A 14,309-nucleotide genomic window follows, 5' to 3' on the forward strand; every position below is an offset into this window, starting at 1 on the left:
GTCGGCGCACCACCATGCACGTCACGCATCTCTCGCTGGCCGACTTCCGCTCGTACGCCCGGGTCGAGGTTCCGCTCGACCCGGGCGTCACCGCTTTCGTGGGCGCCAACGGCCAGGGCAAGACCAATCTCGTCGAGGCGGTCGGCTATCTGGCGACCCTCGGCAGCCACCGGGTCTCCTCGGACGCGCCACTGGTACGCATGGGCGCCGAACGGGCGGTCATCCGCGCGGCCGTGACCCAGGGCGAGCGCTCCCAGCTCATCGAGCTGGAGCTCAACCCGGGCCGTGCGAACCGGGCTCGTATCAATCGATCCTCGCAGGTCAGACCGCGTGACGTGCTGGGGATAGTACGGACCGTGCTCTTCGCGCCGGAGGATCTGGCGCTGGTCAAGGGCGACCCCGGCGAGCGGCGGCGGTTCCTGGACGAGCTGGTCACCGCGCGCTCGCCGCGCATGGCGGCCGTGCGCTCCGACTACGACCGCGTCCTCAAGCAGCGCAACACCCTGCTGAAGTCGGCGGCGATGGCCCGGCGGCACGGCGGCCGTGGCATGGACCTGTCGACGCTCGACGTGTGGGACCAGCACCTGGCGCGGGCCGGCGCGGAGCTGCTCGCCCAGCGGCTCGACCTGATCGCGACGCTCCAGCCGCTCGCGGACAAGGCGTACGAGCAGCTGGCGCCCGGCGGCGGCCCGGTGGCTCTGGAGTACAAGCCGTCGGCCCAGGGCGAGGCCACCGCCCGCGAGGACCTGTACGGGCAGCTCATGGCCGCGCTCGTCGACGTACGCAAGCAGGAGATCGAGCGGGGCGTCACGCTGATCGGGCCGCACCGCGACGACCTGCTGCTCAAGCTCGGCCAGCTCCCGGCCAAGGGGTACGCCAGCCACGGCGAGTCCTGGTCGTACGCGCTGGCGCTGCGGCTCGCCTCGTACGACCTGCTGCGGGCCGAGGGCAACGAGCCCGTGCTGGTCCTGGACGACGTCTTCGCGGAGCTGGACGCCCGGCGCCGCGAACGGCTGGCGGAGCTGGTGGCTCCGGGCGAGCAGGTGCTGGTGACGGCGGCCGTGGACGACGATGTGCCGGGCGTCCTCGCGGGGGCCCGGTACGAGGTCGCCGCGGGAGAGGTGGCGCGGGTATGAGCGAGCACTCCGGTAACGAGACGCCGGTGCCCAAGGTTCCCGAGTCCTCGGGCGTCGACCTCGCGCGCGTGGCGCTGCGCGCCGCCAAGGAGCAGGCCAAGGCGCGGGGCGCCGCCGCGCAGCAGAAGAAGCAGGCCCGCCGGGGCGGCGGCCTGCGTTCTGGCGCGCGGGCGGACGGGCGCGACCCGCAGCCGCTGGGCGCCGCGATCAACCGGCTGATCACCGAGCGCGGCTGGGAGACCCCGGCGGCCGTCGGCGGGGTGATGGGCCGCTGGCCGCAGATCGTCGGCGACGACCTGGCCAACCACTGCGTCCCGCTGCGCTACGACGAGGACCCCGACGAGCGGGTGCTCACCGTGCAGTGCGACTCCACGGCGTGGGCGACGCAGCTGCGCCTGCTCGCGCCCCAGCTGGTGGCCCGGCTGAACGCGGATCTGGGCCATGGCACGGTCCGGATGATCAAGGTCCTGGGCCCGGGCGGCCCGCCCACGCGGTACGGACGCCTGCGGGCTCCGGGGAGCACGGGGCCGGGCGACACGTACGGGTGAGGCGGGGCGTGCGCGCACGCCCCGGAGCCCGTCGCGGCTCGTGGAACCACCGCCCTGGCTCGAAGAACCGGCCAGGTACCGCCTGTTGGCGGGCCTCCGTAGCGTCCGTCGACGGCTGCCGCGCGCCAGGAAACCGGGTGGTACGGGTGAGGCGTCCCTCACGGTAGCCGGAGGTTGACAGGCCGAAGCGCTGAATGCCCGTGTGAGGCTCTTAGAGCCCCTGCCTGGATATGGGGAGTCGGTAGGCGCCCGCTCAGGGCGGCACATGCGGACTCAGGTACCGGCAAACCCCCATTCATGTCGGCGCTACCGGTAGACTGGTCAATAATCCCGCCCTCCTCGCGGGACCCACCGAATGACGCGGTCGGTCGCTGCCCCACCAAGGCGCCGCCCGACGCTGACCATCGCTGAACGACGCAGCCGCTCCTGTCTGCCCAGGGGAAGGCTGTGCTGTGCCAGAAAGGGCGCTTCGTGGCCGATTCCGGCAACCCCAACGAGAACACCCCGTCCGCTGCCGTCGGTGAGAACGGCGAGGTCACCGCCTCGTACGACGCCAGCGCCATCACCGTCCTCGAAGGTCTGGACGCGGTCCGCAAGCGGCCCGGCATGTACATCGGCTCGACGGGTGAGCGCGGCCTGCACCACCTCGTGCAAGAGGTCGTCGACAACTCCGTCGACGAGGCCCTCGCCGGTCACGCGGACACGATCGACGTCACGATCCTGGCCGACGGTGGCGTGCGCGTGGTCGACAACGGCCGTGGCATCCCCGTGGACATGCACCCCGTGGAGAAGAAGCCGGCCGTCGAGGTCGTGCTGACCGTGCTGCACGCGGGCGGCAAGTTCGGCGGCGGCGGCTACGCCGTCTCCGGTGGTTTGCACGGTGTCGGCGTCTCCGTCGTGAACGCCCTCTCGACCAAGCTCGCGGTCGACATCAAGCGCGACGGCTACCGCTGGACGCAGGACTACAAGCTCGGCGTCCCCACCGCGCCCCTGGCCAAGCACGAGCAGGTCGAGGACAGTGGCACCACGGTGACGTTCTGGGCCGACCCGGACGTCTTCGAGACCACCGAGTACTCCTTCGAGACGCTCGCGCGGCGCTTCCAGGAGATGGCCTTCCTCAACAAGGGCCTGACGATCAAGCTGACGGACGAGCGGGAGTCGGCGAAGGCCGTCTCCGGGGCGGACTCGGCCGAGGAGTCGGAAGAGCAGCGGGCGCTCTCGGTCTCGTACCACTACGAGGGCGGCATCGTCGACTTCGTGAAGTACCTCAACTCGCGCAAGGGTGATCTGATCCACCCGACCGTGATCGACGTGGAGGCCGAGGACAAGGAGCGCATGCTCTCGGCCGAGATCGCGATGCAGTGGAACTCTCAGTACAGCGAGGGCGTTTACTCCTTTGCGAACACCATCCACACGCATGAGGGGGGTACGCATGAGGAGGGATTCCGCGCCGCGCTCACGGGCCTGGTCAACCGGTATGCCCGTGACAAGAAGCTGCTGCGCGAGAAGGACGACAACCTCTCCGGCGAGGATATCCGCGAGGGTCTGACGGCGATCATCTCCGTCAAGCTGGGCGAGCCGCAGTTCGAGGGCCAGACCAAGACCAAGCTGGGCAACACCGAGGCGAAGACGTTCGTCCAGAAGGTGGTGCACGAGCACCTGACCGACTGGTTCGACCGGAACCCCAACGAGGCCGCGGACATCATCCGCAAGGCCATCCAGGCGCAGACGGCACGTGTCGCCGCCCGCAAGGCGCGCGACCTGACCCGCCGCAAGGGTCTGCTGGAAAGCGCCTCTCTCCCCGGCAAGCTCTCCGACTGCCAGTCCAACGACCCGACGAAGTGCGAGATCTTCATCGTCGAGGGTGACTCCGCCGGTGGCTCGGCGAAGTCCGGCCGCAACCCGATGTACCAGGCCATCCTGCCCATCCGAGGCAAGATCCTGAACGTCGAGAAGGCCCGTATCGACAAGATCCTGCAGAACACCGAGGTCCAGGCGCTGATCTCGGCCTTCGGCACCGGAGTCCACGAGGACTTCGACATCGAGAAGCTCCGCTATCACAAGATCATTCTGATGGCGGACGCCGATGTCGACGGCCAGCACATCAACACCCTGCTGCTGACCTTCCTCTTCCGCTTCATGCGGCCGCTGGTCGAGGCCGGGCACGTGTACCTGTCGCGCCCGCCGCTCTACAAGATCAAGTGGGGCCGGGACGACTTCGAGTACGCGTACTCCGACCGTGAGCGAGACGCGCTCGTGGAGCTCGGCAAGCAGAACGGCAAGCGGATCCGCGAGGACTCGATCCAGCGCTTCAAGGGTCTCGGCGAGATGAACGCCGAGGAACTGCGCATCACCACCATGGATGTCGACCACCGCGTGCTCGGGCAGGTCACCCTGGACGACGCGGCCCAGGCCGACGATCTGTTCTCGGTGCTGATGGGCGAGGACGTCGAGGCGCGGCGCTCGTTCATCCAGCGCAACGCCAAGGACGTCCGCTTCCTCGACATCTGAGTCGGTCCGTCGCTGACCGCTTCGAAAGGACTTGAGAACCAGCAATGGCCGACGAGAACACTCCCGCGACCACTGAGCCCACCGAGGAAGAACCTGTCCTGCGCATCGAGCCCGTCGGGCTCGAGACGGAGATGCAGCGCTCCTACCTCGACTACGCGATGTCCGTCATCGTGTCGCGCGCGCTGCCGGACGTGCGGGACGGTCTGAAGCCCGTCCACCGCCGCGTGCTGTACGCGATGTACGACGGCGGGTACCGGCCCGAGAAGGGCTTCTACAAGTGCGCCCGCGTCGTCGGCGACGTCATGGGCACCTACCACCCGCACGGCGACTCCTCGATCTACGACGCCCTGGTCCGTCTGGCCCAGCACTGGTCGATGCGCCTGCCGCTGGTCGACTCCAACGGCAACTTCGGTTCCCCGGGCAACGACCCGGCCGCCGCCATGCGGTACACCGAGTGCAAGATGATGCCGCTGTCCATGGAGATGGTCCGCGACATCGACGAGGAGACCGTCGACTTCCAGGACAACTACGACGGCCGCAACCAGGAGCCGACGGTCCTGCCGGCGCGCTTCCCGAACCTGCTGGTCAACGGCTCCGCCGGCATCGCCGTCGGTATGGCCACCAACATCCCGCCGCACAACCTGCGCGAGGTGGCGGACGGCGCCCAGTGGTTCCTGGCGCACCCCGAGGCCTCGCACGAGGAGCTCCTGGACGCGCTGATGGAGCGCATCAAGGGCCCCGACTTCCCGACCGGCGCCCTCGTGGTCGGCCGCAAGGGCATCGAGGAGGCGTACCGCACCGGGCGCGGCTCCATCACGATGCGCGCGGTGGTCGCGGTCGAGGAGATCCAGAACCGCCAGTGCCTGGTCGTCACCGAGCTTCCGTACCAGGTCAACCCCGACAACCTGGCACAGAAGATCGCCGACCTGGTGAAGGACGGCAAGGTCGGCGGCATCGCCGACGTCCGGGACGAGACCAGCTCCCGTACCGGCCAGCGCCTGGTCATCGTGCTCAAGCGGGACGCGGTCGCCAAGGTCGTCCTGAACAACCTGTACAAGCACACCGACCTCCAGACGAACTTCGGCGCCAACATGCTGGCGCTCGTCGACGGCGTGCCGCGCACGCTCTCGCTGGACGCGTTCATCCGCCACTGGGTGACGCACCAGATCGAGGTCATCGTCCGGCGCACCAAGTTCCGGCTGCGCAAGGCCGAGGAGCGCGCCCACATCCTGCGCGGTCTGCTCAAGGCGCTCGACGCGATCGACGAGGTCATCGCGCTGATCCGGCGCAGCGACACCGTCGAGGTCGCGCGCGAGGGTCTGATGGGCCTGCTCCAGATCGACGAGATCCAGGCCAACGCGATCCTGGAGATGCAGCTCCGCCGGCTCGCCGCCCTGGAGCGGCAGAAGATCGTCGCCGAGCACGACGAGCTCCAGGCGAAGATCAACGAGTACAACGCGATCCTCGCCTCGCCCGAGCGCCAGCGCCAGATCATCAGCGAGGAGCTGGCGGCGATCGTCGAGAAGTTCGGCGACGACCGGCGCTCCAAGCTGGTGCCCTTCGACGGTGACATGTCCATCGAGGACCTCATCGCCGAAGAGGACATCGTCGTCACCATCACCAACGGCGGCTACGTCAAGCGCACCAAGACCGAGGACTACCGCTCGCAGAAGCGCGGCGGCAAGGGCGTGCGGGGCACGAAGCTGAAGCAGGACGACATCGTCGACCACTTCTTCGTCTCCACCACGCACCACTGGCTGCTCTTCTTCACCAACAAGGGCCGGGTCTACCGGGCCAAGGCGTACGAGCTGCCGGACGCCGGCCGGGACGCGCGCGGCCAGCACGTGGCGAACCTGCTGGCCTTCCAGCCGGACGAGAAGATCGCCCAGATCCTCGCCATCCGCGACTACGAGGCGGCGCCCTACCTGGTCCTCGCCACCAAGTCCGGCCTGGTGAAGAAGACCTCGCTCAAGGACTACGACTCGCCCCGATCGGGTGGTGTCATCGCCATCAACCTCCGTGAAACGGAGGTCGGCGGCGAGGACGAGCTGATCGGCGCCGAGCTGGTCTCCGCCGAGGACGATCTGCTGCTCATCAGCAAGAAGGCGCAGTCCATCCGCTTCACGGCGACGGACGACGCCCTGCGCCCGATGGGCCGTGCCACCTCGGGTGTCAAGGGGATGAGTTTCCGCGAGGGCGACGAGCTGCTCTCGATGAATGTCGTCCGGCCCGGTACTTTCGTGTTCACCGCCACCGACGGCGGGTACGCGAAGCGGACCCCCGTCGACGAGTACCGCGTCCAGGGTCGCGGTGGCCTCGGTATCAAGGCCGCCAAGATCGTCGAGGACCGGGGCTCGCTGGTCGGCGCGCTGGTGGTCGAGGAGACGGACGAAATCCTCGCCATCACGCTCGGCGGTGGTGTGATTCGTACGCGAGTCAACGAGGTCAGGGAGACGGGCCGTGACACCATGGGCGTCCAACTGATCAACCTGGGCAAGCGCGATGCCGTCGTCGGTATCGCTCGTAACGCCGAGGCCGGTCGCGAGGCTGAAGAGGTCGACGGTCCCGAAGGGACCGAGATCGACGCGGCTGAGGGCGAGTCTGCCGAGGCCGCAGTCGAGGGCACGGAGCCTTCGGCCGGTGAGCACGAGGAGTAAAGCGTGAGTGGAGCCACGGGCGCCGGATCGGCCGCTTCCGGAGCGAACGGTGCCCGTGGCCCTGCCGCGGACTCCCAGGGGGTAACGGTGACCGACACCCGCGGGCCTCAGGCCCGGTCCGACTACGAGGGATACGCCGCCGGGGCACTGCCCGGCGAGCGCGAGAAGTCCGCATCGGGCCCCGCGCAGCCGTACCACCCGCCGCAGGCCTACCCGCCGTCCCAGAACGGGACGCAGGGCGGTCAGCAGCGCGGCGGCGGCTCGTCTTCCGCCACTGTCCGCCGCCCCCGCACGGGGGCACGTACGACGCCGCGTACGCGCAAGGCACGGCTGCGGGTGGCCAAGGCCGACCCGTGGTCAGTGATGAAGGTCAGTTTCCTGCTCTCCATCGCGCTGGGCGTGTGCACGGTGGTGGCGGCGGCCGTGCTGTGGATGGTCATGGACGCGATGGGCGTCTTCTCGTCCGTGGGCGGGACCATCAGCGAGGCCACCGGCTCCAACGAGTCCAACGGCTTCGACCTGCAGTCCTTCCTGTCGCTGCCGCGCGTGCTGATCTTCACCTCGGTGATCGCGGTCATCGACGTGGTGCTCGCCACCGCGCTGGCGACGCTCGGGGCGTTCATCTACAACCTCTCGGCCGGTTTCGTGGGCGGCATCGAGCTCACGCTGGCCGAGGACGAGTAAGCGCGGGTTGCCGCAGTTCAAACCGGCCGCCGCTATCGATTTTGGGACTGGCCCCCACGTGCGCTAATCTTCAGAGGTCAGCGCGCGGGGGACACCCCGCAGAGCGCGGCGGGGCTATAGCTCAGTTGGTTAGAGCGCATCCCTGATAAGGATGAGGCCACAGGTTCAAATCCTGTTAGCCCCACAGTGCAGAAGGTCCCCGGACGATGAGTCCGGGGACCTTTTCGTTGTGCGGCGGGCGCGGGCGCGGGCGCGGGCGCGGGCCTGGGGGGCTGAGGGTCTGGGGCGTCGGCGCCGGGCGGCCGGTGGGCTGGTGGGCTGGTGGGGCGGGGCCCGGGGCCGTGGCCCGGGGGCATGGCCTGTTACGTACGTACTACGTACGTACGCGACGTACGTACGCACATGAAGAAGCCCGGCAACTCGGGGGAGTCGCCGGGCTCGTGGCTCGCAAGCTCGGGCAGGAGCTGGGAGGGGTCAGGGGGACGGGGCCGAGGACGGGGCTGGCGCCTCGTCGTCCGAGGCGGACCCTTCTTCTGCGGAGTCGTCGCGTGAGAAGCCCTGGGCGCCGTCGCCGCCTTCGCTCTCGTCATGGGCGGTGGGCAGGTGCCGGGTCGAGGGCGAGGAGCCGTGGGCCTCGGCGCGGATGCGCTGCTTCATCGTGGGTGGCAGTGCCGAGGCACTGGGCAGGGCCCAGCGCACGTTCGGCGTCTCGGCAGCCAGTTTTTCGCTCCGGTGGTGAACGGCGCCCTGTTGCGGTACGGAAGCGGCGGCGGTGGCCTGGCCGGCCAGGCCGAGGAAGGAGAAGAGGGCGACGAACGCGCCGATGAGTGCGGTCCACCACGTCGTGAGCTTGCTGGTTGCCATGACTTCCTCGCTTCTGTGCCGTTTCGGGTTGCCCGATTTGCGTTGTATCTCATGATGTGTACGAGCGGTGGCGAGCGAGGGGCGACGCACCGCTATGGGCGGATCTTCCGATGAACTGCACTCGGATGGACCATCACCGATTGATATCGATCGGTGTGTATAGTCGGGCGACAGAGGTCCCTTACGTCAAGGAAAGACGAGGTCGCGCGGTGAAGAAGCTCCTCCTGGTCGCACTGGCCGCCATCGGCGGGCTCCTCGTGTACCGCCAGATCCAGGCGGATCGCGCCGAGCAGGACCTGTGGACGGAGGCGACCGACTCCGTGCCCGCAGGTTCGGGTGTGTGAGCCCCACAGAGTCCAGTTGCAGAGCCCCGGCCGCCGACGCGGCCGGGGCTCTGTGCTGTCATGTGGCCGGGGCAGTCGCCCCCACGGGTTCACCTGCGCAAATCAATGGCTTGCGGAAGCAAAATTGAAGGGGGCGCGGCGGGATGACGAACCAGCGTGGGAAGGGCCGGGCCGCGGCCGCCGTGGCCGCGCTGTGCACGCTGGCGGCACTGCAGAGCCAGGGGGCGCAGGGGGCGGAAGCCGCGAACGGGGCGCAGCCGCACCGTCCGTACCGCGCTGACAGCGCCGTGCGTGCCGACGGCGCCGTGCGTGCTGACAGCGCCGTGCGTGCTGACGGCGCCGTGCGTGTTGACACTCCCTACCGCTACGACCCGCGCGCCCAGCCGGTCACCGGCGCCGCGACCGGCGAGGGCGCGCCGCGGCTGGCGGCCGGAGGTGTGTACCGGTCGGCCGTCGGGCCCGACGCGAAGGCCTACTTCCAGGTCGACTTGGGCGGCACGGGAGACGCCTATGTGTCGGCCGTGGCCGTACCGAGGCCGGACACCAAGGTCGCCTTCGGCGACGGCATCGAGCTCACGCTCCAGGACCGCGACGGCAACACCTGCGACACCGGCCGCGCGCTCTTCGGCTCGCCCGAGTACCCGAGGCCGATCGCCGCGTACGTCTCACGGGGCCTGACCGGGAAACGGACGTCCTGTCAGGCGGCAGGCCTGTACAACGTGTTGGTCCAGCGGATCGGGGACGCCGCCTCCGCGCCCGGCGAATGGGGGCTGGAGCTGCGGCACACGAGCGAGCCGAGGGTCACGGGCGACGTTCCGACGTACCCGCCCACGCACTGGTCGACCGCCGCGCCACCCGCGCCCTCCTCGGCCCCGCGCACGGCCCGCGGCGGTACGGGCTTCGCCGACGCGCCCCGGCTGAGCGGCGGCGCGTGGCGCGACACCCTGCGGCCGGGCAGCACGCTGTTCTACCGCGTCCCGGTCGGCTGGGGACAGCAGGTGTTCGCCACCGCCGAACTGGGCCGCGCCGGCGGAGGCGGAAGCGGATACGTGGCCCCCGCCATCGACCTCCAGCTCTACAACCCGGCGCTCGGCCCGGTCGTCGACGCGTACACGGGATACGACGGAAAGCCCGCGTCCGTCGCCTTGCAGCCGCTCGCGCCAGTGGCGTACGAGAACCGCAACTCGACCTGGGGCACGGTCGGCGCGCTGCGCTTCGGGGGCGACTACTACCTGGCGGTGAGCCTCAGCCCCAAGGTCGCCCGGGCGCTCGGGCCCGGGACGTACCCCGTCACGCTGCGGGTGGGCGTGCGGGGCGAGGCGCGGCCCGCGCCCGCGTACGAAGGGGCCGCGCCCGACTTCGCGGCCACCGGCCGGACCCCCGCCTCCTCTCCGGCCGCGGCCCCCCGTCGGCACGACGGCGGCTCGACGAAGATGCGGCTGCTCGCGGCGGCCGGGATCGGGACGGGCACGCTGCTGGTGGTGTGGCTCGGGGTGCGGACGCTGGTGGCCCGACGGCGGGAACAGCCGGTCAGGCCGGGCTGATGAGCGCGCGCAGCAGCCGTTTTCAGACCCGCCGCGCGCCCTGGAGCCGCGTTCAGACCTGGCTGAGTGCCCAGAAGCCGACGGCGAAGCAGAGCAGGGCGAGGAGCAGGACCGGGACGGTCACCTTCGGGGGCGGTCCCGGCCGCTTGTGCCGGGCCGAGGGGGGCGGGGCGGCGGGGGTGTGCACCTGGTGGTGGACGGGGTCGGAGAGCGGTGGACCGCTCGGCCCGGAGGCCGGTGGCGCCGGAGTGGGAGCCTGCGCGCTTTGGCCGGTGTACCTCTTGGTGACGGGCGTGGGTGTGTACGAGGGCGGATAGGGGGGCGGGATCGGAGGGAATCCGTTGGTTGTGGACGCCGTGGACGCCGTGGACGCCGTGGGCGCCGTGGACGGCCTTGACGGCGCGGGCAACGGGTCAGCAGCCAGCGGCCGTTGGTGATGTAACTGGTCCTGTAGCTGGTCCTGTAGCTGGTCCTGCGGCTGGTTCTGCTGCTGCTCCCGCCCGAGGTGCGGCGATTGCTGCGACGCGTCGTACGGGGGCGGGGAGAAGGCCGGGGGCTGGGCCGGGGAGTGGGCCGGAGCCGGGTGCCGTGGCGTTCCGGACGTCTGCGGATGCCGCAGGACCGGCGGGAGCTCGCGCGGTACGAAACCTTCCGGCAGCGGGCCGATCTGGTCGAAGACCTCGACGGGCTCCTCGTCGGGCGCGACCTCCGGCAGCAGCTCCACGGCCGAGGCCAGCGCCTTGCGCGCGCCCGTGGCCGTCCGGAACCTGACGTGCGGGTCCGGCTGCAGCAGACCCGCCAGCACCTGCCACAGAGGCTCCGGGACGCCTTGTGGGGCCCCCGGTGTGCCGTGCGTGGTGAAGTACTCCACCAGGGCCCGGGCGTCAGGCTTCTGACCCTCCAGCAGATACAGCGCGACCAGCCCGACCGCGAACAGGTCGGACGGGAAGTCCGGGTCCGCGCCCGTGATCTGCTCGGGCGCGAAGTACCCCGGCGTCCCCATCACGTAGTTCGTCTCGGTGAGCCGGGGCTCGCCCTTGCGCATCGCGATGCCGAAGTCGGACAGCCGCAGATGCGGACGTCCGGTGCCGGTGGCTTCGAGGAGGATGTTGGCCGGTTTGATGTCGCGGTGGACGACCCCCTCGGCGTGCACCGCGGCGAGTCCCGCGAGCAACTGGTCGAGCAGCACGCAGACGAACCGGGGCGGCAGCGGCCCGTAGTCCCCGATCAGATGGGCCAGCGAGCCGCCGGTCACCAGGTCCATGGTGAACAGGACCTTGTCGTCGTCGGCGGCCCAGCTCGCCGGGGCCAGCACATGAGGGTGGTCGATCCTCAGGGCCTGCTCGCGGACGAAGCGCAGCAGGGTGTGCGCGTCGCTCTGCTGGAGGACCTTCGCCGCCACGCAGCGGCGGCGGCGGTGGTCCCAGGCGCGCCAGACGGCGCCGACGCCACCGCGTCCGATCGGGTCGATGAGTTCGTACCGACCGGCGAAGACCTCACCCACCTGACATCCCCGCCCCCATGGCCGTCAGCTCTGGTGCGCCTCGTAGTGGGCGACCGCCTCGGCGGTGCGTCCGGCGCCGTACACCCGGAGGAACTCTGCCAGCTCGGGGTGGGCCGGGGCGAGGGTGTCGGCGGCGTCGATGATGTCCCCGGCGGCGGCGACCGAGCGCAGCAGCGACTGGATCTCGCGCACCACGCGGCGCACGGTCGGAGCGCCCGAACTCGTGGTGGCCTGGCCGGTGTTGGTGAGGACGGAGCCGCCCTGGGACTTCTTGATCTCGTCCATCCGGTCGGTGGCCTCGGCGGCGCTGACGCTGCCGTCGGCGACCTGGCCGGCCAGGTCCTGCAGGGCCTGTACGCGCTGGACGACGGCCGGGTTGCCGATCTTGGCGCGCTGACCGCTCATCAGCTGGGACAGCATGGGGGCCGACAGGCCGAGGACGGCGGCGAGCCTGGCCTGGTTCAGGCCGAGATCGTCTATCAGTCGGCGGAAGAGCGCCCCCAGCGGCTCTCCGTACCAGCTCCGCTGAAGCTCCCTCGCTCTTGCGGTCGCTTCCTGCTGCGTTGCGTCCATTGCGCGTCTCCCCATCGCTTCCCCATTGGGGCGCTTCGCTGTCGCGAACCCCGACGAGCATCTTACGGAGAGTGGTCGCCCACCGGGAGTCCCAATCCTTTTGCGGGATACCCCGTTCCACCCGGTACTCTGGTCTGCGCATCACCTTTCCGGGGCCTTAGCTCAGTTGGTAGAGCGCTGTCTTTGCATGGCAGATGTCAGGGGTTCGACTCCCCTAGGCTCCACAGCAAGACGACGGCGGGTGCCGTGGACCAGTGGTCCACGGCACCCGCCGTTTCGTTGTGTACGGCCGGGGGCCGGGGTCAGTGGTTCCCGTCGCGCTCGTCGTCGTATTCGGCCTCCTCGGCCTCCTTGGCCTGAACCTCCGGGTCGAGGGAGCCGCTGCCGTCGACCGCGCTCAGCGGGGTGGGCTCGGCGACCTCGGTGGGGGCGGGGGGTTCGACCAGCCAGTCCGGGTTGGCCTGCTTGTCCCACCACTTCCAGGCGGCGACGGCGCCGCCCGCCAGGACGCCGGCGACCACGAGGTACTTGGCTACGCGTCCGGCCCGGGCCCGGCGCCGCTGCTTCTTCACCAGCTTCTCGATCTGGCGCGGGGTGATCTGGCCGCGCAGGGCCGCCAGGGCGGCCGTGGAGCGGGCCAGCGCCTCTTCCCGGACCGGCTGGGCGGCGGCGACCGCCTGGCTGACGCGGGGCGCCGTGTAGTCGGCGGCCTGGCGGGCGGCGCGACGGGAACGGGCCGCCGCCTCCCGGGCCACCTCGTCGACCTTCGGCGGCACGTGCGGCGCGACATACGAGCCGTACTGGTGATGAGCCTGGCTGCGGGCCTGCTGGGCGGCCTTGGCCACCTTCGGCGCGAGCCGTACGCGCGTCTCGTGCGCGTAGTGCGCGGCCTGGTTCTTGGCCGAGTCGGCGTAGGGCGCCACCACTTCCGCGGCGTGCAGCACGCTCTCCTTCGCCGAGCCGGTCGCGGCGCGCACGCTGTCCATGCGGGTCACGTGATCCTCCTCCTTGGTGGCGGGGTTCAGGGCGGTCCGGTGGGTTGTCGCCGGAATGAGCACAGTGTCGCCTTTCCACCCATCTCGAAATCATGCCTGTCGGACGGGTACCCGGCATGCGCGGAAAGGCATCCGGGTCATGCGGGGCGACTTCGGGTGATGCGCGGCACGAGGGCGCGAGGGCGGTGCGGGGAGAGCTCGCGTTCGACGATGCCACGGTTCACCCCGGGGCGCGTCTGTTCGGCGGGGATCGGCGGCATTTCCTTGCCGCGGCGCCCTCCGTGCGAGGATCGTGGGACGTCAGTGCAGACCAAAGGAAGGCAGACCGTGGCCGAGCAGCTTTACGCCACCCTGAAGACCAACCAAGGGGACATCGAGATCCGGCTCCTGCCGAACCACGCCCCGAAGACGGTCAGGAACTTCGTCGAGCTGGCCAAGGGCGAGCGCGAGTGGACCCACCCGGCGACCGGCAAGAAGACCACGGATCCGCTCTACGACGGCACGGTATTCCACCGGGTGATCAGCGGCTTCATGATCCAGGGCGGGGACCCGCTGGGCAACGGCACCGGTGGCCCGGGCTACGAGTTCGCCGACGAGTTCCACCCGGAGCTGTCCTTCGACAAGCCGTACCTGCTGGCGATGGCGAACGCCGGGCCGGGCACCAACGGCTCCCAGTTCTTCATCACGGTGTCCCCCACCGCGTGGCTGACCCGTAAGCACACGATCTTCGGCGAGGTCGCCAACGACGCCGGCAAGAAGGTCGTGGACGCCATCGCGGGCGCCCAGACCAACCCGCGCACCGACCGTCCCGTCCAGGACGTGATCATCGAGTCGGTCGTCATCGAGTCCCGCGAGGGCTGAGTTCGCGAGGGCTGAATCCACGCGAGGACTGAGCCCGGGCGAGGGCTGAATCCACGCGAGGACTGAGCCCGCTCGCCCCGCGCCCGGC

Annotated in this window: 12 protein-coding genes and 2 tRNA genes; 10 read left to right on the top strand and 4 right to left on the bottom strand. The window is 70.2% G+C overall.

Going from position 1 to position 14,309, the window contains the following annotated elements; genetic code table 11:
* Positions 1–14 precede the first annotated feature (14 nt).
* The 6 genes from recF (at position 15) to AB0G17_RS05535 (ending at position 7,720) form a co-directional block, all read left to right on the top strand.
* Positions 15–1,136 (top strand): DNA replication/repair protein RecF, encoded by a 1,122-nt coding sequence (gene recF / locus AB0G17_RS05510; protein ID WP_361375876.1) that lies wholly within the window; start codon positions 15–17, stop codon positions 1,134–1,136.
* Positions 1,133–1,684 carry a DciA family protein gene (locus AB0G17_RS05515; RefSeq protein ID WP_101389148.1) on the top strand — a complete coding sequence of 184 codons (552 nt, stop codon included), beginning with the start codon at positions 1,133–1,135 and terminating at the stop codon, positions 1,682–1,684. Before recF ends, AB0G17_RS05515 begins: the two co-directional genes overlap by 4 nt.
* 447 nt (positions 1,685–2,131) lie before the next feature.
* Positions 2,132–4,195: a DNA topoisomerase (ATP-hydrolyzing) subunit B gene (gyrB, locus tag AB0G17_RS05520; RefSeq protein ID WP_361375879.1), complete on the top strand. Its 2,064-nt coding sequence runs from the start codon at positions 2,132–2,134 to the stop codon at positions 4,193–4,195.
* A 44-nt stretch (positions 4,196–4,239) separates the two neighbouring features.
* The gene (gyrA, locus tag AB0G17_RS05525) at positions 4,240–6,852 is read left to right on the top strand and encodes a DNA gyrase subunit A (protein WP_361375882.1); all 2,613 of its coding nucleotides are present in this window, start codon (positions 4,240–4,242) and stop codon (positions 6,850–6,852) included.
* 87 nt (positions 6,853–6,939) lie between these two features.
* Positions 6,940–7,536 carry a DUF3566 domain-containing protein gene (locus tag AB0G17_RS05530; RefSeq protein ID WP_361375885.1) on the top strand — a complete coding sequence of 199 codons (597 nt, stop codon included), beginning with the start codon at positions 6,940–6,942 and terminating at the stop codon, positions 7,534–7,536.
* 110 nt (positions 7,537–7,646) lie between these two features.
* Positions 7,647–7,720 (top strand) — tRNA-Ile (locus AB0G17_RS05535).
* A 290-nt stretch (positions 7,721–8,010) separates the two neighbouring features.
* Here the strand turns inward: AB0G17_RS05535 and AB0G17_RS05540 are convergent.
* A complete protein-coding gene (locus AB0G17_RS05540; RefSeq protein WP_361375888.1) occupies positions 8,011–8,400 on the bottom strand; it encodes a DUF6344 domain-containing protein in 390 nt (129 codons plus the stop codon).
* Between the two features lie 209 nt (positions 8,401–8,609).
* Between AB0G17_RS05540 and AB0G17_RS05545 the strand changes: the two genes are divergently transcribed.
* On the top strand, positions 8,610–8,744 hold the full coding sequence (locus AB0G17_RS05545; protein ID WP_003958712.1) for a DLW-39 family protein: 135 nt from the start codon (positions 8,610–8,612) through the stop codon (positions 8,742–8,744).
* 143 nt (positions 8,745–8,887) lie between these two features.
* Entirely contained in the window at positions 8,888–10,288 is a 1,401-nt protein-coding gene (locus AB0G17_RS05550; RefSeq protein ID WP_361375891.1) for a hypothetical protein, read from the top strand.
* 52 nt (positions 10,289–10,340) lie between these two features.
* Here the strand turns inward: AB0G17_RS05550 and AB0G17_RS05555 are convergent, their stop codons facing one another.
* Positions 10,341–11,792 carry a serine/threonine-protein kinase gene (locus AB0G17_RS05555; RefSeq protein WP_361375894.1) on the bottom strand — a complete coding sequence of 484 codons (1,452 nt, stop codon included), beginning with the start codon at positions 11,790–11,792 and terminating at the stop codon, positions 10,341–10,343.
* A gap of 24 nt (positions 11,793–11,816) precedes the next feature.
* Entirely contained in the window at positions 11,817–12,365 is a 549-nt protein-coding gene (locus tag AB0G17_RS05560; RefSeq protein WP_361375897.1) for a DNA-binding protein, read from the bottom strand.
* A gap of 151 nt (positions 12,366–12,516) precedes the next feature.
* Here AB0G17_RS05560 and AB0G17_RS05565 point away from each other — a divergent pair.
* Positions 12,517–12,589 (top strand) — tRNA-Ala (locus tag AB0G17_RS05565).
* Positions 12,590–12,667: 78 nt separating this feature from the next.
* Here AB0G17_RS05565 and AB0G17_RS05570 read toward each other — a convergent pair.
* Complete coding sequence (locus AB0G17_RS05570) at positions 12,668–13,360, bottom strand: DUF5324 family protein (protein WP_361375900.1); 693 nt, start codon at positions 13,358–13,360, stop codon at positions 12,668–12,670.
* A 327-nt stretch (positions 13,361–13,687) separates the two neighbouring features.
* On the opposite strand from AB0G17_RS05570, the gene AB0G17_RS05575 reads away from it, so the two are divergent.
* Entirely contained in the window at positions 13,688–14,221 is a 534-nt protein-coding gene (locus AB0G17_RS05575) for a peptidylprolyl isomerase (protein ID WP_361375903.1), read from the top strand.
* The last annotated feature ends 88 nt before the right edge of the window (positions 14,222–14,309 follow it).

The sequence above is a fragment of the Streptomyces sp. NPDC023838 genome (assembly GCF_040639555.1).
Classification (GTDB): domain Bacteria; phylum Actinomycetota; class Actinomycetes; order Streptomycetales; family Streptomycetaceae; genus Streptomyces.

What these genes read in the sequence shown, in the direction of transcription:
- recF (WP_361375876.1), top strand. Translation starts at nt 15, where the DNA reads ATGCACGTCACGCATCTCTCGCTGGCCGACTTCCGCTCGTACGCCCGG.
- AB0G17_RS05515 (WP_101389148.1), top strand. Translation starts at nt 1,133, where the DNA reads ATGAGCGAGCACTCCGGTAACGAGACGCCGGTGCCCAAGGTTCCCGAG.
- gyrA (WP_361375882.1), top strand. Translation starts at nt 4,240, where the DNA reads ATGGCCGACGAGAACACTCCCGCGACCACTGAGCCCACCGAGGAAGAA.
- AB0G17_RS05540 (WP_361375888.1), bottom strand. Translation starts at nt 8,400, where the DNA reads ATGGCAACCAGCAAGCTCACGACGTGGTGGACCGCACTCATCGGCGCG.
- AB0G17_RS05550 (WP_361375891.1), top strand. Translation starts at nt 8,888, where the DNA reads ATGACGAACCAGCGTGGGAAGGGCCGGGCCGCGGCCGCCGTGGCCGCG.
- AB0G17_RS05560 (WP_361375897.1), bottom strand. Translation starts at nt 12,365, where the DNA reads ATGGACGCAACGCAGCAGGAAGCGACCGCAAGAGCGAGGGAGCTTCAG.